This is a genomic window from Duncaniella muricolitica (assembly GCF_910574735.1).
In the GTDB taxonomy this organism is placed as follows: domain Bacteria; phylum Bacteroidota; class Bacteroidia; order Bacteroidales; family Muribaculaceae; genus Duncaniella; species Duncaniella muricolitica.
The window spans coordinates 61,346-83,605 of record NZ_CAJTCF010000003.1; the positions used below are offsets into that span (position 1 = coordinate 61,346).

Below are 22,260 nucleotides of genomic sequence, written 5' to 3' on the forward strand. Positions count from 1 at the left end.
TTGCCACCGATACATTCACCGAATAAGACATGGCAATAAAACTGAACAGATTAAGCAAAGTTCGCCCTGCGAGTGTTGAAGATATGGATAGTATCGCAAGGGCACAGGCGCAGGGCGATGATATGCGCAGGGCTACTGATGTTCTGTTGCAAGCACAAACCCTATATCAAAATATGCACCGCTTTCGCCGTGAACGAGAGCGGAATAAGCGATATAACTACGGCGACCAATGGAGCGACATAGTTTGTGTGAACGGAGTGAAGATGACCGAGGAGCAGTACATTATGAAGCAGGGCAACATACCGCTGAAGAATAACCTCATACGCCGACTTGTGCGTAATGTTATCGGTGTGTATCGAAGTCAAGCGACAGAGCCGACCTGTTATGCGCGTGACCGTGACGAACAGAAATTAGCTGAAACGATGTCCACGGTATTACAATATAATATGCAGCTCAACCGCATGACCGAGTTGTATGCGCGAACTATGGAGGAGTTTTTAATCTCCGGTATGATTGTTCACCGCAAATGGTTCGGTCGCATGAATGACAAAGAAGATTGTTGGACGGAATATGTTCAGCCCAACAACTTTTTCATCGACAACAATATGCGCGATTTCCGCACATGGGATTGTTCCTGCGTAGGAGAAATACATGATGTCAGCTTCGAGGATGTGTGTCATGAGTTCGCCAAATCCCCCACCGATTATGCGAAACTCGCACAGATATACCGTTCTGCAAGAGAAAAGATTGTTCTGACACAAGCGTGGGAACAGTTCGGTTACTCTCAGTCCCCGGAAATGGATTTTCTTGTGCCGCGTGATGAAAGCCGGTGCCGTGTGATTGAGGTATGGCGCAAAGAAACAAAACCTCGCTATTGGTGTCATGACTATAACAACGGCGATATATTCAAGATTGAGCTTGAGGATTATAAAGAAATGGTAGTGGAAGAAAACACACAGCGCATCATGCAGGGGTTGGCAGCAGGTATGCCGCAGGAAGATATTCCACTAATCCGTGCCGAGTGGTTTATGGACTCTTTTTGGTATTATTACTACCTCACACCATTTGGCGATATTCTGAAAGAGGGAGAAACACCATACGACCACAAGAGCCACCCATACGTTTTCAAGGCATATCCTTTCATTGACGGCGAGATACATTCGTTTGTCAGTGATGTAATCGACCAACAGCGATACACCAACCGCCTCATAACCCTCTACGATTGGATTATGAGAGCATCGGCCAAAGGTGTGTTGATGATACCGAGCGACTGTATTCCAAAAGGAATGTCGCCGGAGGACTTTGCAGATATGTGGAGCCGCCACGATGGTGTTATTGTCTACACTCCGTCAAAGAACCACCGTGACCTGCCTCAACAGGTTCAAGCCAACTCTACCAATATCGGCATTAACGAATTGCTCAACTTACAACTCAAATTCTTTGAGGACATATCGGGTGTGAATGGAGCATTGCAAGGCAAACCCGGATATGCAGGAATGTCTGCGGCGCTCTACAATCAGCAGACACAGAATGCAACCACATCGTTGCTTGACCTGCTCGACACGTTCAGCGAGTTTGTGCGCGATGCCGCATATAAGGACGTTAAGAATATGCAGCAGTTCTACGACCAAAAGAGAGTATTCAACATTGCCGGTCGCGTAGGCACTCAGATTGAGTATGACCCCCGAAAAATCCGCGATGTTGAGTTTGACCTTTCAATCGTGCCGAGTACCGCGACACCTGCTTATCGCGCTATGGCAAACGACTTCCTTATGCAGTTGTGGCAACAGCAAGCAATCTCGTTGGAGCAACTTCTACAAGCCGGAAATTTCCCATTCGCAGACGAGTTGTTGCAGTCTATCCAATCGCAGAAAGAGCAGTTGGAAGCCGGACAGGTGCCGGAGGGTGTATCACCTCAACTTATAGCACAGGCACAGCAGGGCGCAAATATGAATGCCGTAAACCAACTGCAAGGTGCCATGCGCGGAGGTCAGCCACAAGCGCAAACCGCATAGGTTAGAATGAAGCCGCCGATACAACTTTAGGAACATATTTCAGATTGTTGCTGCCGCGAGTTACGACTTGCGGCAGTTCCATTTCATAGAAACAGATGTGCAGGCCTATTGCTCGTGTCATAAGCAAGTCGTCATGAGTACCGGCCTTTGCTCCGAAAGAACCGTTAGGCTTCTTCTCATAGTTCAAAAACTCGTCAATACAACGCTTGTCACGCTCAATATAAAGACCCTCACGTATAACCTTCACAAGCGTTGAGATAATCATCGGCTTAGTGGCAACATTAGTGTGGAAGCCATAACGAACAGGCAAGCCTTGAACAATCGCGTCCTCTGATTGCTTGCGAGCATACAGGTTTGGATAGATGTCTTTTATCTGATTGAGTATAGCCGTGGATTGGTCGCCGTCCACGTTGCGCTCCTTATCGTGTGTTTCGAGCGTATTACTTTCAATGACGAGCAGGGAGTTGTCGTAGAACGCAGCTATCTGAGCAGCTTTCCATGCCAACAAGTCCATATCAATGTGGCCGTACCATTGAGCGACAACAGACGGTTTGCCACCGTCCATCATCAACAGACGGTCGAATACCACAATCACAGACCAGTCGGCCTTATTGGAGCGACCGCCAACGTCCACGACAGTAAGGTAGCGGTTTGTCACCTCCTCCGGGTCATTAGGATTAACAGGGTCGGGCAAATTCCAAACCCACAACATACCCTGTGCATCGGCCTTGAACCGCAAATCGCGCAGAGCGTCCTCGCCCTCATCGCCGTGCGCATATATGTCGCCCACATAGCGAGGAGGCTTCTTTGTAGTCGGCCGCAGAGCCTCCACACAATACTTGTCGAATACAGCAGAGCCGGAGTTTACAAATGCCTCTACATCATCAGACGGATATTCGGAAGCCATTGAACCGTGGTCGTGATACTTTGCTCGTTCCTCAACATACCAATGAATGCCCTCCAATGTAGCACCAATCTCCCACAACCACCAAAGATACTTGCCACACTCCTCGCGGTCTGAGGGCGCAGAGCCGTTCAGCCTATTGTCGTACAACCATGTAGCAAACTTATATAACTCCTCCTTATTCTCAAATGGAAGTTGGTACAGCTCGATGTCAAACCACGAAATAAACAGAGGCTCAAACTGAGATTTAATTTCCGGGTCTTTGGCTGCAACATACTCGTTATGGAAGAAATTACCTACACCGTTGGCCGTGCTTTCATATACAATCATCGTATAAGGTCGATACAGGACACCCGAACAGGCAGAGCGCACAATATCCTCCGGCTTTTTGCCGTCAGTCGCTTTCCACAAACCGACCTCAGAAAGATGCACAAGAGCATAGTCACCACCACGACATGAGTCCGGCGACTCGGCAGAGCCTATTGAAATTGTTGCGTTACGTTGTGGCACAAGCTGAGTAAGGCCGGAGCGACCTACACCGACAAGTTTTTCCTCGTTCTCGGAGTATGTATCTCCTGCCTCATGGAGCATCGACACAGGGTAAGCCTCAATCATCTTCTTGAACATACCCTTGATTGTTTCAGAACCTTTGTTATAGTTGGATATGATTAGAGAGTTGAGGCCGGTGCGATGAATGAGTTGCAACCATGCCATATAAAGCTGTGATGTTGTAGAGCCTCCCCATTGTCGTGCTTTGAGCAGAATTATTCGTATTGGCTTTTCTGCAAGCCTCATACGTTCAAGCATCTCAACGAACCTACGTTGAGGGTATGACAAACGGAAAAGACAGTCGGGCTGACCGACCTCCTTGTTTTTGATGTAGACGAAAGTCGCAGCCCAAAATGGAAAATCATGCAATGAGCGGAGTCTAACAAAAGTATTGATAACGGCCTCCCTGTCCTCTTGAGTCGGCTCATCAACTCCCATATCATTGCGCAGGAGGCCGTCTATACCATTGTTCTTTATCAGTGCCTTGACAAGTGTATTTTCTGCCATTGAAGCAGGTAACCATTGTGACTGCATGGGAAAGTCCTGTATATGCACAAAGACACGTTTACCGACAGAACCCTCGCCGGTGATAGGATTGAACCGCGAAAACATCTCATCGCGGCGCTTGTCATTCTCAGCGACTATGTTAGAAACTGTAATTTCCTTTTCCATTGTCGTACCAGCCGTTGCGGATTTTGAATAACCTTTCAAGTGCTGATGAAACCTCCATATAGAATTTGGGTGCGGGAGAATTGACAACATTAAAGACCAACTGACACAGGTGCCAATCGGGGTGCTGTTCTTTTAGAGCCATTACCCTGCGGTGTATCTCCTCAAACATTTCTCGTTTTGTCGGGCGCATCGTTTCCAACACCGGCTTCCCTCGCATAATAGCAGACACCACCGCAGCCGCACGTTCCTCTGATACCCAAAACCGGGGAGAAGGAGAATTAACAATCTTCTCGCCGATTTCGTTCAACCGAACAAAACTCGCTGCATCTACCTGCTCTCGATATGCCTTTAGCAACGCTGCATTGCGTTCGCGAGTAAAGGCCAAAACACTTCCGAAGGACTTCATTGCGCTGCACTTTAAGGTATTAAACTCAATACAAAGATACAACATAGCAACTCAAAAGATAACGATGCCGACCCATTTAACACCCTTAACTTTGCCATAGATTAAACACCCATGTAACATCAATTTGAAACTATGGCTGAGGAAAAGCAAGTTAAGAGCAGACGTGACCAATTTGGCGAACGACTGAAAAAGAAATACCCCGACAGAGAGTATGCCGATGATGAAGCCTTATTCGGCCAAATCAGTGACGATTATGACGAATATGACAACAAGTTATCGGGCTACGAGGAGCGCGAACGCAAGCTGACTGATATGCTTGCGAATGACCCCCACAGCGCTCAGTTCATTACGGACATGGCGCAGGGCAAAGACCCGTGGACGTCACTCATTAACCGTATCGGCATTGACGGTGTAAAGGAAATGCTCGATGACCCTGCAAAGATGGACGAGTATTCTGCAAGCAACAAAGAATACATCGACCGCATGGCCAAGCAGAAAGGACTTGAAGAGGAGTGGGAAAAGAATATGAAAGCCACCCTTGCTATGCTTGAGCAGAAACAGCAGGAACTCGGTCTTACCGATGAGCAGATAGACGCTGCCGCCGATTGGATTAAGGAGGTTACGAATGACGCTGTAATCGGTATCATCAAACCCGAAACAATCGACATGGCTCTCAAAGCTATCAATCACGATGCAGACATCGCCGCCGCAAGTGAGGAGGGCGAAATCAGAGGCAAGAATGCCAAAGCTGAGGCAAAGCTTCGCAAGCCTAAGCGCGGTGACGGCACTCCGACTTTGGGCGGAGCCAACAATGCACCTGCGCCCTCTCGTGATAAAGGTTCAATCTTTGACATTGCAGACGGAGCGCGATAATGGGTGAACATATCAAATTTGTCGAAAAGCCTCTGCAACCCACCAAAGGTAGTGCAGGACTGAAAACGCAGCTTCCGGGATGCGCGACAACCGTCAGCAATCTTGCATCAGCAACAGGCGGCATCAAGCCGGGTAACATAGTATCAACCGATAAATAGACAATTTACATTTAATTTTATAACGCTATGGCAGAAATCGAAAACGTAACTGTAGGTTCGGGAGCGGCAGTTCCCACCTCTCCCGGCACAGCCGGGGTGCAGTCCCAAGCACCGGGTCAAGCCACTACCGTCAGCACTGTAGCGGGCGCAACAGGCGGCATAGCACCAGGCAATCTCGTAGAAACAGACATTGACGACCAACTGTTCCGCTTCCAAAGCGAGGACACGGCACTCATGTCGCTTATGCTCAAAGCAAAGAAAGTCAAGGTCAACAGCCCCGAAGTTGAACACTTCATGATTGACGAACAGCGCAGCTCCCTCACAACGGACACCGCAGTCGCAGCAAGTTCAAAGGCTCAGTTCGTACTTCCCCTTGCGGCAAGCGACCAAAACATTCCGCGCGACTATCACACACTTCTCGTCCCCGATGTGGACGGCTATGCTCCCGATGGCAAGACCGTTACCCCCGGCAAGAGCCTCATGCTCTTTGTTACAGGCCGTGACACAACCACCGACAACCCCGTAGTTCGTGCAGTCAATGGTCCGAAAACAAACGAGACCGATGCTTTCTGCACAACTCCTGCTATTCCTGCCGGTTCAAAGGTGAAACTTCTCGCCAATGCGATGTATGAAACGCAGAAAGAAGTAGACCCCGACCTCATCGTGCCTCGCCCCTCTATTGTATATCTTCAGAAGCGTGGCATGAACCAAGTTGTTTCCGACTACTTCGAGGCACAGAAGAAGCACATTCCGTTCACGCAGAGCCTCATCGCAGAACAGGCAATCCTCAATTTCAAGCGTGCCGGCAATCGCACCCTGTGGACGGGTATCAAAGGCAAGCTCCCTGTCAAGGTGCCCAAGCTCGGCGAACAGATGGTTTACTTCACCGAGGGTATCCGTTGGCAGTTCAAGCGCGAACTGCAGCACGCAGGTTCATGGACTTACGAGAAGCTCATTGCCCTTGCCAAGATGTATTTCACCGGCGAAGATGTTCCCAAGACCGCCCTGCTCCTTGCAGGTAAGAACCTCCTTGAAGAATTGCAGTGCATCGACTTCAGCAAGCACAAGGAAATTCAGATTGTCACCAAGACGAACCCTATCGGTTGGACTGTCACAAGCATTCACACCGTGTTCGGCGACATCGACATCAAGCGTGAGCCTACTCTTGACACTCTCGGCTATTCCAACTCCGGCGCCCTCATAGGCGAAGACCGCCTCGTCCACTACATCTACTCGCAGCAGCACGAGTTCAACGACCGTGTGGAGGGCGAAGAAGCTACTCGCAAGGGTATCGTTGTGTGGGACGGCCTCGCACTCAAAGGTGCTTGTCACATTTGGATTGACGGTGAGGGCGAAAAGGCAAATGCCGGTGCCACCACCTACACCATTTGGGAGAGCGAAGAAGCTCCTGCCGGTGCCGACCTCGTTGAAGGCCGCGTATATCTGCTCACACAGGACTGCCCCGGCATCAATGCCGCCGCACAGAACGGTCAGATGTGGCAGTACAAGGGTGAAACAGGCGGTTGGGTAGAGTTCACAGGTGAAATCATCGCAGACTAACCCGTATCATCAAATTAAACAGGAAAAGTGGCGGAGGGCGGCCAACGCCTTACCGCCACTTTTTTCATTCAACAAATCTCAAACCCCATATAAGACAATGGAAAAAATCACTTATGGCGCACCCCGACTTGTTGATTGGGTCGCACAGATTAAAGCCGGAGCCGCTACTGTAAGGGTACATTTCACCGGCGGAGCGCTTACTTCGTATGGTGTTACTCCTGCCGAGTACACCACGGCCAATCCTTTCATTCAGAAAGTGATTGAGCAAAGCACCTATTTCAAGGAAGGTCGCATCATTCTTTTGCGCAGAACCGCATTGCCCGATGTTGCGAAGCCCAAAGCACCGGCACCTAAACCCCAAACAGTCGCTCCGACTCCCGAAGCTCCTGCGCCTGCACCTGCCGAGGTTGAGGCCAAAGTCGAGGAGGCCAAAAGCCTTGCACCGGCTCCTGTCCCCGAAGCAGAACAATCCGCCGAGGAAGCAACAGCGTCAGCCGAAGAAGTCGCAAACGATGAGGCGGCAGACGGCCTCACAATCGTTGAAGCAAGCTGCCTCCAAGACGCACAGGCATACCTGCAAGAGCAATTCAACATTTCTTCCTACAAAGTCCGCTCCTACGATGCCGCGCAGAAAGCCGCATCAGAGCATGGTGTTAAGTTCGTTGGCGCAGCAAAGTTCGACACCCTTAACGGCGGCGAAAGCACCGAGAGCGAAAGCGTAGAAGAATAAACTACATGACGCTATGGTATATAACATTCACGATGTAATGCGCGATGTGCGCGTATGCCTCGACCAAAATATGACGAGTGAGCAGTTGTTGCAGACTGACGACATAGACACTCTTGCGCTTGACGATATTGTGAGAAGCAAGATTTTGGAAGCTGTTGTTAGAGTGCATACAAACGCACCGACATACCTTTTGGAACAGGGTCACAATTTCGGCGATGCCATATATTGGGGCGACCTCGAAAGCGGTTGGGTTCTGTTGCCGCATGACTTCATGCGCCTTATCGTCTTTGAAATGAGCGATTGGGAGAAAGCTGTATTCACGGCAATAAGCACCACAGACCCCGAATATGCATTGCAACGTCAGCGCATAAAAGCACTGCGAGGCACAGCACAAAAGCCGGTCTGCGTAATCACGATACGACCCGAAGGCCGCGCGTTGGAGTTCTACTCCTGCAAAAGCGAAAGAGCGTATGTGCGCCGAGCGCAGTATCTCCCTTATCCGAAAATAGACCGCGATGAGGGTATAGACATCTGTGAACGCTGTTACACAGCCGTGGTTTATGCTGCCGCGTCATTAGTATTACTCACATTAGGCGAGTCCGAGAAATCATCGGCGCTCTCCGAAATTTCTAAAACAGCACTACAATGAGTTCAATTCCAACAAAACAAATAGACGGTGATCTTGCGGTTGGGCGCAATGTATCGGCCGGAGGCGATGCCAACATTCAGGGCAATGCCCGTATAGGCCACGACCTAATAGTTGAGGGTTGGCTTGAAGCAAAGAACATCAAGGGTGTGAACAAAGGATTGTTTGCGTCCGTTGCTGCCCTGCGCGAAGCTTACCCGCAACCGCATGACGGTTGGTTTGCCGGTGTTTCCGCATCGGACAAAGACATTGCAGACCTCGAACTGACCGTTCAGCAGGGCAAGGCTCTGTTCAGAATGTATGTCGGCAGTGGTGGTGATTGGGTGTGTGAGCCTATCAACAAACTTTATGAGATTGTTGTGGACAATGAACAGGTTGATAATCTCCGAGAGGATTTGTCTACTTTGCGCGGTCAGCACGAAAGTCTTGAAAAGCGAGTTGATGCACACGACACTGAAATCAGCGGTATAAAGACACAGCAGACAACACTCGGCAATGGTATAAACACCAACACAGGCAATATCGCGACACTAAAAGGTCGTGTTGATGTACATGACTCCTCCATATCCAAGAACGCAGCCGCAATCAAATCCATTACTGACAGCAAAGGTCTACCAGGAGGCATAGCCCCCATTGGCGACAATGGCCTCATTCCAACTCGCTTCATACCTGGTGCGATGGATGATGTCAAAGAATTTGACGGTTTTGTGACTATTGTTGCGACACCCGAAGCTCAGTCAATTACGGGAGAGGTAGATGTGATGTTTAACAGCGTTACAGGCTGCTTTATAGCAAAACCTCACAGATTAGACATTACAGCCAATTATTACAGCAATTGGTATAATGCAGACTCTTTCGGCGAAAATTCGTTAAACGGCAGGATACCTGCAAGCGACAAGTTGTATGTAGACAAGACCAACAACAAGTCATATCGTTGGAGCGGTAGCAAAATGGTAGTTACCGGAACTGACCTTGCTCTTGGTGAAACCTCCTCAACGGCTTATCCCGGGGATAAAGGCAAACTAAACGCGGGAAATATCGAGCGGCTGAAAAAGGCATTTTCAATTACCACATTTGTCAATATCAACGAGCTGTTTGAAACAACCGGCAGTATGACATTCTCCGATGTCGCAACATACCTTGATAACGTTACAGAAGTAATTAAACCTGGTAGCGTTGTTACATATCTTGATAGTGAAGTCGGTTGGAAAGCTATGCAATTTGTGGGCAATGACCCAGACAACGGCATTGGCGCGGATGATAATTGGAAAGCCTTCGGCAACGGTTCGTCTATTGGCAATTGCTACAACGTAACAGCCGCCCGACTTGCCAACGGCGATGAGCTACCCTCCAATCCTCCGACATACGACACCAAGCAGAGTGCAATCGAATATGCCATTGCGAAAGGTGCTGTAAGTATTGGTGTGCAAATAACCTTTGCCGCAAGTGCCAAAGGTTGGCGCACATTCCAATACATCGGCCTCAGCGATGATGCAGACAGTTATGCCAATCTTGACAATTGGCTTGATGTAGCCGGACAGAGTGCAGGAGAAGAAACAATTCTCAACATCAATGAACTCTGCAAGGAGCAGACCGGCAGTAGCGAGTATTCTCTACTGAGCGCCGTCGCCGCCTTGCGTAAGCTGTGTGATAGCAAAGGTATCGACTACTTCAAGGACGGCCTTGTAATCACATATTGCATCAATGCAGGTGAACACGTTTGGGAAGCCAAGCAACTTCTTGACAAAGCGAGTGCTGACAATGCCGAGGCATGGAAAGACTTCGGCGGTGGCGGCACCGACCTCGTTGCCAACGATGTGCCGACCGATGGAGGCACGGACGCTTTCAGTACCGGCGGCGCATACGAGCGTATAATCGTAGACTTCGAGGAAAGTTTCAGCGAGGACGGCAATTCCAAGACCTATCAGCCGGTCAATGCCAAACGCAAGCCAATCGGTAGTCCTCTTACAGTTCCTCTCGGCGGTGGAGGTGGAAGCACCGATGCAACCTCATTCGCTGTCAGATTTGAGAGTCAGACAATCTATGGAGCCGCCGGAGGCAAGATTGTAGGCCGTTTCGCTGCCCGAAGCGTAACGCGCATGGGCGAGGAGGAAGTTGTCAATAACATCACCGAAATTTCTGTGAGCGATGCCAACACAGGTGTATTGCTTAAAACAGAAATCCTCACCAACGAACGTAGTTCGGCCACTCTCCAAGATTTTAAGTTCTCGGTTGATTTTACTGATTGGTTTGACGGAGCCGGACAGCGCAGCTTTGTTGTGGCTGTAAAAGACCAAGAGGGCAATGTGCGCCGCGTAGACGTTAGTGTGAACTGCGTAGACGTGACTGTTGAAATCTCCAAAGCCCTGCATGAGTGTCGTGTGTCGGCAGGTGCAGGTATGACAACTCTTAACAGCTTCTACATATTCCCTCGCAATACACTCGGTGGAACAGGTGGTGGTATTGACGCTATCATTGAAATCCTTTGGGATGGAGAATGGCGCGAACTTGGCCGTGCGAACATTCAGAAAACATTCTCGCAGGACATCAGCATCAATCCGAGCAATGTTCTTGGCGGTGGTGAGAAAATGCAACATGGCTCTTACCTGCTCCGTATTCATGGCTACGCACCTCAAGCAAAAGTAACCGGCAACTACGTCTACACGTCTATCATGTGTGTGGATAGCTCAAAGACAACCGAGCCGATTGTTTCTATCCACTACGATGCAAAGACCTTTGACGATGAATTGAACAGTACTGTTGCGCTCTATGACACCGCAAATCTACAAGTGGCCGCATACACAGCGGCAAGTGTAAGCGGAAACACGCAGGTGTCAGTAAAGGCCAACGGTGAAACAATTCAGACGTTCAATGCCGCTTCGTCCTCGACCTATTCCGTTAAGTATCAGATACAGGGATATACCAACGGCGATAACATCGAGTTTATTGCTGAAGGCAGATGGACTGAGGCCAACGGCAAAGTTCACACAGGCAATAGCCATCCGATAGTTGTCACGGTAGACGGAAGCGCAATTGATGTGCAGATTAAGAGCGGTGCCGCATTCGGCTATGACTTTGCCCTGCGCACAAATGCGGACGTGGACAAGACGATTACCGACAAGGGTGTGACAATGGCCGTCACCGGCGCAAATTGGCGCACAAATGGCTTCGTTTCCTATCTCGGTCAAAACGCTTTCCGTATCGCGGAGAACATGAGGGCTACAATCCCTTACTATCTCTACTCCAAGCAGACCAACGAAAGCGCGGGTAATGCAATCCAATTCTCCTTTGCTACTGACAACATCAAGGACAAGGACGCATTGCTCATGCACTCCTATGACCCTGCCACCGGCACCGGCTTCTATGTGAAAGGCAACGTGGCCGGCATATACTGCGCCAAAGGTGTGAAGCATCAGCGGCAAGAGCGCAAGTTCCGCAGTAAGGAGAAAATCACAATGGCCGTGGTCGTTGAACCTGCAAGCAGGGCAATCCAACGAGGAAGCGAAAAGTATTCCACAATCAAGATGTATCTCAATGGTGAGGAGGTCGCTTGTTTGGGTTATATCCCCGGACAAAATGCAATCTCTCAGAATACCCCCATCATGCTTGACGGTAGAGAGGGTGACTTTTATCTCTACTACGTCATGGCATACGAGAGCTACTATGAGTGGTCGCAAGCATTCAATAACTACCTTGCCAAACTGACCGATGTAAATGCGATGATAGCCGAGTTTGAGAGCGAAGATGTTCTTGACACAATCAACCGTCCGAGCCTCGACAAACTAAAAGCTAAGGGTATGCCGTACTATGTTGTAGTTGCGCCGCAGAAAGTGTTTGATGAGTTTGACGGAGATACCAACACCTCCACAAAATTCACCTGTACGCTTTTCTACTTCAACCCCGAATACCCGGAGCTGAACTTCAAGGCTACAAATGTTCAATGGCGCAGACAGGGAACGACATCAGCTAAACGACCTATCAAGAATGACCGCTTCTATCTCAACAAGCCGGTGAATAAGGCCGACAAGATTGTCATCACGCTTCTTAACCCCAACGAGAACACAGAACTTGGGCGCAAAGCCATTGCCCTTGCCGCAAAGAACTTTGTGCTTGTGCGTCCCGATGCAATCCCGGTACAGATTATTACCGTCAAGGTAGATTACTCCGACAGTAGCAATGCCAATGACTGTGGTGTGTGCGACATGATGAACAACACGTTCAAGGCTATGGGCAGCGCCTATCAGACACCTGCACAAAGAGCCTATGACGGTACGTTCACCAAAGGCGACCTGCACATTGAGGGTTGCAAGATGGACCACTCCACCAAGAACCACCCAATTGCCGCTTTCCGCTCCACCAATGAACAGCTTACCGATGCGTGGTTCCACGCAAAGGGCAATTGGAAAGAGGACAAAGGCGAACAGCTTGCACTCGGTTTCAAAGACACCCCTGGCTATAACAAGGGCTGTCTTAACTATGGCGACTTCATAGAGTTCTTTGGTCGCCGTGATGAAACGCTCTCGCAGATTGAAGCGCGTTTTAAGACGACTGAGGGATTAGACACCGATGCTGTCTACCTGCTCAGCCAATACTGCGGACGTGACTATGCGTTTATGCGCCACAACGGTACAGCATGGCAACGTAGCACCGGCTCCATGAAGCAGGTCGGCGGCCAATGGGTTGTTACCGGCGATGTGTTGAACCCGGTAGTCGGCTTTGAGCTGCTGTCCTATCAAGGTTTCTGTTGGTGGAAAGGTGTGTCGAGTATTGACGACATGATGAAAATGGAGGCCGATAAATCCTCTTGGGTTCAGAAGCTCGTTAATAGCGGTGACGTTTCGGCGGATACATTCCCGAAGTGGACACAATACTTTGAATGCATGGTCGATGACGACCAATTGCAGATTGACCTTGCGTATGGTAGAAAAGTACCTTACGAACTATTCCGTATGCTGAGGTTCTGCCATGACTGCGACATGATTGCCGCTGTTGATGGCAAAGAAAACCGTTGGCAGATTGTCGAGAACACGACAAAGGTAAATAATTGGAAAAACGACCTGTGGCAGTACGCATCACCTCAGAGCCTCTATGCCTACACGCTGTTTACCGACTACCTTGCCGCTACCGACCAACGCGCCAAGAATATGCAACCAATGTGGTTCTTGGAGGACGGTCAGAGCGTTACCAATGGTGTCTATTCTGCCGAACACGCGGTTAGAATGTATCTCAACAAGGTCTATGACTGCGACACCTGCAACGGTAAGGACAATGACGGTGGTTGCACCGTAGACCCGGAAGCAGACCCCAACCGTATGACGGACGACAACTACGTCAATCCGTATGCCGGTTACGGTTCAATCCTGTTCAACAACGTGGCAATTGTGCCTACCGTCTATCTTGATGCGACACACAGCGGAAATCAGCAACTTTCACTCGAAACAGTTGCGGCCGCAATGCGCTCAGCAAAGACCAACGTGGACGGTGTAGACATGATACCGTTCTCTCCGGAGGGTGCGCAGTATTTCTTTGTAGAGAAGCGTCTGAAATTTTGGAAGAAGCTCATATCTTCCTATGACGGAGAACGCAAGTATATTGAAAGCGTTGTCAAAAGCGATGATATATACTTCTATGCTCTGCAAGGTTTGGGGCTTACAGCTCTGCCGCAGTTCATTGAACAGCGTTGGCGCATCCGTGACGGCTACTATCAAACAGGCCAATTCTTCAGCGGAGTATTGAGCGGTCGTACATCGTGCGCAAGCAGCAATGCACGTATCCGCATAGTGGCCGCAAAGACCGGCTACTTTGGTGTCGGCCACGATGCAAGCGGACAACTTGACGAGGTTGTGTTCCTCGAAGCAGGACAGGAACATTACTTTACCAAGTTCAGTCACACGGAGTATGCTCTGTTATACATCTACCAAGCCGACCGAATTGCAGAGATAGACCTTAGTGAGATAAGCCTTGACAGCAGCTTCAACTTCCAAGTAATGACTCTCGCCGAGAAGATTGTAATCGGTAGCGAGAACCGACAAGACGTTTCAATCGGCTCCGCCGTACCTATCAGCTCAATGCCCCTCGGCTCTCTGCCGTTCCTGCGAGAGCTTGATGTGCGCAACACAACCGTAGCAAGCATTGATGCAAGCACCTGTCCTCGATTAGAGATAATCAGAGCAACAGGAACACCTCTGCAAAACTGCTCCGTTGCTGAGACATCGCCCGTTAGCGTGTTGGAACTGCCAGATACCATGACCGAAATCTCTCTTGTCAATCTTCCTAATCTCTCTTATCCGGGAGGGCTGACGATTGCAGGACTGAGCAATGTAACCAAGCTCATGATTAGCGGTTGCCCGAAGATTGATGCAATGGCTATGATTAAGAACATCGTAGCCGAAGCAGGACATATCAAGAGTATCGGCCTACGCGATGTGAACATCACCGCAAGTGTTGAAATTCTGCGCTCGTTGAAAGCGACCAATGCTTTCGGCCTCGATGAGAACGGCAACGACATTGCCGCCGACAAAACCGTTGAAGGTATCGGCAAACAATGCTCCGGCCTCACAGGTCGTTGGATATTGGCAGAGTTGATAGAAGATAACGATGTGGACGGAGTGGCAGGTCTTAACAGCCTTAAAGCCTACTTCCCTGCGCTTGACCTCTACAACTCGCAGTTCTCATTGGTGAAATGTTCAGATGTGGTAGATGCACCGGGTGAAAAATGGGGCAACCTCGATAACCTCACCGGTGCTTTGTTCTCCGCTGCCTATAAGCGGTCGGGACACCCATTGCGCATCTTTGAAAACACATGGGCTTGCCGAGCAGACTACAATGCCAAAGCACAGCGTCTTGAACTGCGCCGCCTCAGCCGTGCCAACTTCAATTTCATGCTTGACGGCAGCGAGATTGACCTTGCAGACGTGGCCGGTGCCGGTTACGACATCATGCACTTACTCGGGCATGGATGGTACAAGGGTGTAAACGACTACAAGAACCAAGACAAATACTATGTGTGGTCAAGTTGTGACAACGAGCCGCTATCAACGGCTAACGTCAGAAACATACACCGCCTCGACGACCTTTTGTATTCAGAAAGTCAAGGTGTGTATGTCGATGCAGACACCACTGTCGGCATGAATGTGGCAGACCTCCTTGGGCAAGGCTCAAATGTCAATGTATACCGCGTAGATGTTGAGGGCATGAAGCAGGTGCGTTGGCCGGGCATGAACAATCAGACAATGGGCTGTGTATTCACTGATGCAGACGGCAATGTTGTCGGAGTGTTCCAAATGGCAGTAAGTAATACCAACTTCGACTTCACAATTGGCAGTTACATATTTGAAAAAGTGCCGCAGGGCGCGAAGTGGTTCTACTTTACCACATTCAAAGACCTTGATGAGAGCGAGGTTCACACGGTGGATAGCGAAAGTATTGAAGCCATTGAGCCGGAATGGACAGAAATTAAATCTCCTAAAGCTCTCAACGAGGAAATTGAGAACGGTTCGGTGTTCGGTACATACCCGATTACCATTGACGGCCTCGGCCTACCCCGAAGTATCAGCAGTGGCCGTTCACGCAGAGGCACCGGCACATCGACTATAAATCCAAACTGGCTTTATGATGATGAAGGTAACGCTATAGAGCTACCTACAGGTACAATCAACTACTGCATGAAAGATTTCCAAAACCTTGCACGGCTCAGAGGTAAAGGCTATCAGCTCCAAGATTATGAGCAGCACAAGGAAACTTCAATCTTGTGGTGGGCATTGAATGGTCATAGTGATGAACAGAGCATTGTCGGTCGAGGACAGCATGACGGACTCCTCAACCAAGCCGATAACATAGGCATGGCCGACACACAGAGTAGCGGTAATGTGTGGAACTCAATACTCGGTATTAAAGGCTATGTTGGTTGCGACTCGGAATGGATGGACAACATCGCGCTCAATGTGACTTCTTTCAAAGAGTTTTTCAAGAACAAAGGCGTTGAGGTTGCATCATTCCCGATTGACGGTGTCGCGCATATCTTCAACCCGATTACAGGTAAGGAACGCATCGTACAATGCCTCACCTCCGGCGGCGGTAACTGTGTTGTACGCCTCGTTCACGGAGCAAAATGTGATGTGCTACCCTCGCGCACCATCGGCGACACAAGCCAATATATTGTTTCGTTCTGCGCAGGTTATTGGTACACCCATTCTCGCAGCCGCGTTGTTTCACGGTCGGGCCACGGTTCGGGTGCGAGCAGCGGCCTCGCTTGTGCGTTCGCGAATTACGCTTGCTCGTACTCGTACACGCACTTCGGCGCTCGTCTGGCCTTCCGAGGGCGACTAATCGTACTCTCGTAACAGCGACTTCTCGCCGCTCGTCCTTTTCGTTTGGTGCAGAGCTGGGGCATAGCCCCAGCTCTGCACCTTTCAATCTCGCGTAAGCGAGTCGTGATTGAAAAATAATTCGGCAAAGTTGATTGATATATCAACTTTTTGTTGTAACTTTGCGTTATGAAATCAGAACGGAAGATATTGTTTTATAAGGACTATTTCATCTCTTTCTACCGTGCTCTTGAAGCAGGGGCGCAGAAGAAAATTGATTATGTTCTTGGAATGCTCAAAATACAAGAGCGTGTTAATGAAAGGTTCGTGAAGTTCATCCGTGATGGCGTGTATGAAATCCGTGCATCGCATAACGGCAATATTTACCGGGCATTTTTCATTTTCGATGAAGGCAACATAGTGATGCTTCTGAATGGCTATCAGAAAAAAACACAAAAAGCACCGGAGTCGGAAATCAACATGGCTTTGAAACTAAAAAAGGAGTATTATGCAGACAAAAAGTAACATTGGCAGCTTCGATGCCATACTTGATGAGAAATACGGAAAGGTCGGTACACCCGAACGTGATGCTTTCCATCGTGAGGCTTACGCTTATTGTGTTGGTCAGATTATTCTTGATGCAAGGAAACAGGAGCGAATGACTCAGAGTGACCTTGCCAAGAAAGTAGGCACAGACAAAACCTATATTTCACGTATTGAGAAAGGTGCGATTGAACCCGGAGTTGGACTTTTCTTCCGTATCATGGACGCGCTTGGACTCAAAGTGGAGATTGCGCGACCACTTATGTAAAATGAAATAAAGGCGGACTACCCTCACAGCCGCGTTGTTTTGCGGTCGGGCAACAATTCGAATGCGAACAGCGGCCTCGCTTATGCGAACGCGAATAACGCTTGCTCGAACTCGAACACGAACTACGGCGCTCGTCTGAACTTACTAAGGTTAAATCGTGTGACCCTGCAAGACAACGAGATTGTCACCGCATTCCGCGAAGGGTATGAGCCTCGGCAATAGCAAATAGGCCTCACACGGCAAGTTTGGAAAGCCGAAAAATGACAATAACCTTACAAAGTGGAGTGTCGCTTAGGCGACCTCCACGGGACCGGAAGGCTCCAAGCATTTCACAATGGAAGCCGGAGGACGGCAAAAAGCGTTTTCCGGGCAAGGTTGTTCCAATTCGTAGCATAGCGAATACACCGATTGAGATACACGATTACGAGGCAGACCTCACAACTGCACACGGCGATGGTCGCTACCTTGTAAGTTTCCGCAATATTGCGGACGGTACGTTCAACAAGTTTTTCACGGCAAGCAAGGAGATGCAGAATATCCTCGACCAAATAAGTGACATCGAGGACGGATTTCCTTTTGAAACAACTATTGTCATGGACTACTATGACGGAAAGACGTTGCCAAAATTTACATAAGCCCAAAAGATAAAGATACAATCGCGGAATACAGCGTTACCTTTGCCATATGAATAAGATTTACGGCACACCGGTAAGGCAGGACGGCTTACAAAAAGTAGGCCGCAGAACTTTTACGCTCTTTTACGGACTATACTCCGATGAGCATGGAGGTACTTATGAGTATCGCTATACCTTTGACCATAAACCTACATGGGAGGAGGTGGAGGCTGTGTTGGTTGAAGCTATCAACGAGCATACCAAAGAAACTATTATAAACGGTTTTATATGGAATGGTATGCGCGTATGGTTGTCTGACGAAAACCAACGCAACTTTATGATGATGGAGAGGCTCACCTCAGAAGCATATCCTCGCACGGTAAAGATAAACGAGGACTCCAACGGCAAGCCTATCTATTACACCTTTGTCAGCGAGGAGGAGTTTGCGGCATTCAGTAAACTCGCCGCACAACACGTTAATAACACACTGGCCGCAGGTTGGAATGAAAAAGACGACCTTACCCCAGCCACGTTTGGATTTTGAACGCTAAGTTAGGATTTCATATAATGCGATTAAGAGCCACGGACTGCGCAGCCGTGGCTCTCTTTTTGTCTAACTCAAAAGATAACGAGAGCGAGAACCGACTACGGCCTACCTTTGCATAGTATAAACCAAATGTTAATTATCATGACAAAGAAAATTTGCAATGACAAGACCGGGAGCGACAAGAAGCTCCACGTCTTCTGTGAGTTCGTAATCGCCGCCTTTATCGGTGTGCTTGTGTCGTTCATTCATTTTTCCTCGGCAATCATTGCCGCCGTCATTGCCTTTGCCGTGGCTTTCGCTTTCGGCATCTACAAAGAGGTAAAAGACAGCAAACAGAAAGGAAATCATTTCTGCGTGTGGGATTTGGCATGGGATATTGTCGGTTGCCTTGTGGGTGCCGTCTTTGCTTTCCTTGCCAACTACTACACATGGCATGACATCGCCAGCAACCTCATCGAATAAACCATAACACAACACAGACATGGGAACAATCGTACCACTTAACAAACTCTACCTGTTCGTTGGGGTGTTCCTTGCCGTGTGCATATTGGTGATAGCAGCTATTATGCTCGACCTTTGGGACGGAGTACACACGGCGAAAAAGACGCATCAGCGCGTACACTCCCACAAGTTGAGAGTTACCATTGCCAAGATGAGTGAGTATTGGCGATTTATCATGATTGGCTTTCTCGTGGACTGCCTCGGTATATTCTTTTCGTTCTACATCATGCCCTTTGTGGCCGTGCTGTTCGGTGCCGGGCTTATTGTCGTTGAAGCGAAGAGTATGTTTGAACACGCGAACCGGCGAAAGAGTCACATGAGTGATGTGCCTAAAATACTCAATGACATCATCGCGGCAGTAGACAAAAAAGACGCTCAGAGGATATTTGACCTATTGAGCGCAAGTAATAACGACTCAGCGCATCATTAACTCACATAGAATATGAAAGTATTACTCGACAACGGACATGGCGACCCGCCCATCACCGGCGGCAAGCATAGTCCCGACAATCGTCTGAAAGAATACGTCTATTGCCGCGAGATTGCTCAGCGCGTAAGCAGGGAATTGACGCTTCGCGGCATTGATACTATACTTCTTGTGCCGGAGAAAACCGATACACCTCTGAAAGAACGTGTGCGCAAGGCCAATGGTTGGGCGCAAAAACTCGGCACCAAGAACGTAGTGCTTGTGTCAATACACAATAATGCGGCAGGGGCAGACGGCCAATGGCATTCTGCTTCCGGCTTTTCCGTCATGGTCAGCAAGAACGCATCTTCCAACTCCAAACGACTTGCCCAAATCTTCACGGAGAATGCCACCGACATGGGGCTTATGGGCAACCGTTGTGTGCCGCCCGAAAAATATTGGGTTCAATCCCTCGCAATGACACGCGACACCATTTGTCCGGCGGTTCTGACCGAGAACCTTTTCCAAGACAATGAGGAGGAGGTGAAGTTTCTGCTTTCCGAGGAGGGCAAACAGGCGATAGTAACCCTGCACGTCAATTCAATCATTCAGTACATCAACACTATCAAATCCTGAACAGAGAAACGGAAATAGTTGCTAATAAACAACTGCGTAAAGACATTGACGAGATTGTCCAAAGAGTTAAGGAACTGCCTGCCTCTCGTGAGCGCAGCCTTGCCATTACCAAACTCCAAGAGGGTGTAATGTGGCTCGGCATGGATTTGAAACGTCTGAACTGTGACAACCCTTATCCGTCAAGTAAAGACCCCTCTACAGGTTCTACCATTGAACCCACAGCAGACGGCCTCAAACTCTAACATCAACAAGTCATGAAAACGAAACACTATATCCTGTTAGCACTTGCAGGACTGACAGCATTCCTTGCCGGGTTCATCATCGGCAAAGACCGCACGGAGAAGCCGCCCGGCACCGTGACGGAAACAAAGGAAACGACCGTGGACACCATTCCGTACTACGCACCGATGCCGCAGTCGGAGTTGGCGTTAGGCACACACCGTTATACTCTACCGACATATCGTTTCCTCGGTGGAGGTGTAGGAGGCGAACCTCGACAACGTGACGACAAGGACAGTATTTGTGAGGACAGCATAATTCACTCTACCGTTTATGGCGTCGGCGCCGGAGGCGAACCCCGATGTAGCCAAGACAGCGCAATCGTGGAACTCCCGATAACACAACGACACTATGCCGACAGCACTTATGAAGCATGGGTGAGCGGCCCGGTAGACCCACGGCTCGACAGCATCAGAGTATTTGCACCAACAACAATTATCACCAAACGAGAATGGAAGCCTCCCAAGCGTTGGCACATAGGAATAACAGCCGGTTATGGCTATGGGGCAAAGGGCTTTCAGCCGTATATAGGTGTCGGAGTAACTTATTCAATAATCAGTTTTTGACATGGAGATAACACTATCAATCAATAAGGAAGATGTGATGCAGGAGATTGCAGTCACCACCGCCTACACCGGCGGCAAGATGGACAATGACGAAAATGCTCTGCACCGCATATCTACTGTTGATGAGGATGAGAACCACCTTGAAAGATTTTGGGAGGAAAGCCGAGCGGACATCTGCCAAGAACTTATCGGCCTTGTCACTTTTGAGGGAATGGTGCGTGATACTATCGTCACACCACCTGTAGACCCTGTTCTCCCTGTAGACCCCATAGCACCCAATTCTGCCGCACTTCCTCCCATTTTGCAAAGGCAGCATTACGAATTGAGGCTTGATGTGTCTAAATCCTTTGACGAGGCTCTGTTGCCGAGTATGCGACTCAGCCTGTTCAGTTATTTCGTGCAGAGCATAGTAGCCAAGTGGTACGTCTACACAAACAAAGGAGAAGCCGGTGATTATGCTGACAAAGCAAGCACTCTCCTTGACGATATTCACCGCAAGGCCGTGTATAAGAAAAAGCCGACACGTCCCACCTACGATGATTAAACTAATAAATAATACATCACAATGGAACAGAAAAAGACCATTACAGTAACGCTTGAGTCGAAAGAAATCAAGTTTGACGTGATGAACAAGTCGCATCTTACAGGCCAAGCGCGAAACGCAGAAGGCAAGGACTACCGTGCCACTGCGTATATGCAAGCGAGTGAGGACGATGAACACGCTTATCAGATACTCCGTGCCATCAGCAATGCTTTCTCCCATCTGAAAGTGGAACTCGGAGAGTATTTGCATGAGGACGGTTCTACCTCCAATAACCGCATAAACAAGACGGTCGAGGACGGAGGAAAGCTACAGCTTGTTTTCTTGCTCCCCTCAAATTTCAACAACTCGGCATGTGACAGCCTTGGCGGTATGCTCCACGAGTATATTGTAGACCGCACTCTTTCGGAGTGGTTTGTAATCACCTCCCCGAATGACGCGCAGAACTACTCCAACCTTGCCACCGATGCACTCGACCGAGCCAAGCAAGCCCTGTACAAGCGCGAAAGGCCGACACGTCCCACTTATAACGATTAAGCC

20 protein-coding genes are annotated in these 22,260 nt (G+C 49.2%); 18 read left to right on the forward strand and 2 right to left on the reverse strand.

What is annotated here, in order from left to right:
* Window positions 1-83: 83 nt before the first annotated feature.
* Window positions 84-2,015 carry a portal protein gene (locus QGT73_RS01115; RefSeq protein WP_280121085.1) on the forward strand — a complete coding sequence of 644 codons (1,932 nt, stop codon included), beginning with the start codon at window positions 84-86 and terminating at the stop codon, window positions 2,013-2,015.
* Between the two features lies 1 nt (window position 2,016).
* On the opposite strand, the gene QGT73_RS01120 is transcribed toward QGT73_RS01115, so the two are convergent.
* Entirely contained in the window at window positions 2,017-4,140 is a 2,124-nt protein-coding gene (locus QGT73_RS01120; protein WP_136408611.1) for a terminase large subunit, read from the reverse strand.
* Window positions 4,115-4,546, reverse strand: a complete 432-nt coding sequence (locus QGT73_RS01125; protein WP_123398027.1) for a hypothetical protein — start codon at window positions 4,544-4,546, stop codon at window positions 4,115-4,117. The genes QGT73_RS01120 and QGT73_RS01125 overlap by 26 nt, the downstream gene beginning before the upstream one ends.
* 132 nt (window positions 4,547-4,678) lie before the next feature.
* Between QGT73_RS01125 and QGT73_RS01130 the strand changes: the two genes are divergently transcribed.
* The 17 genes from QGT73_RS01130 (at window position 4,679) to QGT73_RS01205 (ending at window position 22,257) form a co-directional block, all read left to right on the forward strand.
* Window positions 4,679-5,419 (forward strand): hypothetical protein, encoded by a 741-nt coding sequence (locus QGT73_RS01130; RefSeq protein ID WP_123398028.1) that lies wholly within the window; start codon window positions 4,679-4,681, stop codon window positions 5,417-5,419.
* Complete coding sequence (locus QGT73_RS01135; protein ID WP_168182050.1) at window positions 5,419-5,577, forward strand: hypothetical protein; 159 nt, start codon at window positions 5,419-5,421, stop codon at window positions 5,575-5,577. Before QGT73_RS01130 ends, QGT73_RS01135 begins: the two co-directional genes overlap by 1 nt.
* A 27-nt stretch (window positions 5,578-5,604) precedes the next feature.
* Window positions 5,605-7,137, forward strand: a complete 1,533-nt coding sequence (locus QGT73_RS01140; RefSeq protein WP_280121086.1) for a hypothetical protein — start codon at window positions 5,605-5,607, stop codon at window positions 7,135-7,137.
* A 97-nt stretch (window positions 7,138-7,234) separates the two neighbouring features.
* Window positions 7,235-7,867: a hypothetical protein gene (locus tag QGT73_RS01145; protein WP_280121087.1), complete on the forward strand. Its 633-nt coding sequence runs from the start codon at window positions 7,235-7,237 to the stop codon at window positions 7,865-7,867.
* 13 nt (window positions 7,868-7,880) lie between these two features.
* Window positions 7,881-8,516, forward strand: coding sequence for a hypothetical protein (locus tag QGT73_RS01150; RefSeq protein ID WP_123398031.1), 636 nt, complete (start codon window positions 7,881-7,883; stop codon window positions 8,514-8,516).
* Window positions 8,513-16,855, forward strand: coding sequence for a hypothetical protein (locus QGT73_RS01155; RefSeq protein WP_280121088.1), 8,343 nt, complete (start codon window positions 8,513-8,515; stop codon window positions 16,853-16,855). The genes QGT73_RS01150 and QGT73_RS01155 overlap by 4 nt, the downstream gene beginning before the upstream one ends.
* Window positions 16,856-17,008: 153 nt before the next feature.
* Window positions 17,009-17,344 (forward strand): type II toxin-antitoxin system RelE/ParE family toxin, encoded by a 336-nt coding sequence (locus tag QGT73_RS01160; protein WP_123398033.1) that lies wholly within the window; start codon window positions 17,009-17,011, stop codon window positions 17,342-17,344.
* The gene (locus tag QGT73_RS01165; RefSeq protein WP_104404450.1) at window positions 17,328-17,630 is read left to right on the forward strand and encodes a helix-turn-helix transcriptional regulator; all 303 of its coding nucleotides are present in this window, start codon (window positions 17,328-17,330) and stop codon (window positions 17,628-17,630) included. The genes QGT73_RS01160 and QGT73_RS01165 overlap by 17 nt, the downstream gene beginning before the upstream one ends.
* A gap of 260 nt (window positions 17,631-17,890) precedes the next feature.
* Window positions 17,891-18,265 (forward strand): hypothetical protein, encoded by a 375-nt coding sequence (locus tag QGT73_RS01170; protein WP_123398035.1) that lies wholly within the window; start codon window positions 17,891-17,893, stop codon window positions 18,263-18,265.
* A gap of 49 nt (window positions 18,266-18,314) precedes the next feature.
* Complete coding sequence (locus QGT73_RS01175) at window positions 18,315-18,788, forward strand: hypothetical protein (RefSeq protein WP_223301156.1); 474 nt, start codon at window positions 18,315-18,317, stop codon at window positions 18,786-18,788.
* 144 nt (window positions 18,789-18,932) lie between these two features.
* Window positions 18,933-19,253 carry a DUF2279 domain-containing protein gene (locus tag QGT73_RS01180; protein ID WP_280120841.1) on the forward strand — a complete coding sequence of 107 codons (321 nt, stop codon included), beginning with the start codon at window positions 18,933-18,935 and terminating at the stop codon, window positions 19,251-19,253.
* A gap of 19 nt (window positions 19,254-19,272) precedes the next feature.
* A complete protein-coding gene (locus QGT73_RS01185) occupies window positions 19,273-19,722 on the forward strand; it encodes a phage holin family protein (RefSeq protein ID WP_280121089.1) in 450 nt (149 codons plus the stop codon).
* Between the two features lie 12 nt (window positions 19,723-19,734).
* Window positions 19,735-20,334, forward strand: coding sequence for an N-acetylmuramoyl-L-alanine amidase (locus QGT73_RS01190; RefSeq protein ID WP_123398039.1), 600 nt, complete (start codon window positions 19,735-19,737; stop codon window positions 20,332-20,334).
* A gap of 44 nt (window positions 20,335-20,378) precedes the next feature.
* Window positions 20,379-20,576: an Acb2/Tad1 domain-containing protein gene (locus QGT73_RS17455; RefSeq protein WP_482771131.1), complete on the forward strand. Its 198-nt coding sequence runs from the start codon at window positions 20,379-20,381 to the stop codon at window positions 20,574-20,576.
* A gap of 12 nt (window positions 20,577-20,588) precedes the next feature.
* Window positions 20,589-21,179 carry a DUF6808 domain-containing protein gene (locus tag QGT73_RS01195; protein WP_280121090.1) on the forward strand — a complete coding sequence of 197 codons (591 nt, stop codon included), beginning with the start codon at window positions 20,589-20,591 and terminating at the stop codon, window positions 21,177-21,179.
* A 1-nt stretch (window position 21,180) separates the two neighbouring features.
* Window positions 21,181-21,723: a hypothetical protein gene (locus QGT73_RS01200; RefSeq protein ID WP_280120804.1), complete on the forward strand. Its 543-nt coding sequence runs from the start codon at window positions 21,181-21,183 to the stop codon at window positions 21,721-21,723.
* 21 nt (window positions 21,724-21,744) lie between these two features.
* Window positions 21,745-22,257: a hypothetical protein gene (locus QGT73_RS01205; RefSeq protein WP_136408605.1), complete on the forward strand. Its 513-nt coding sequence runs from the start codon at window positions 21,745-21,747 to the stop codon at window positions 22,255-22,257.
* Window positions 22,258-22,260: the final 3 nt, after the last annotated feature.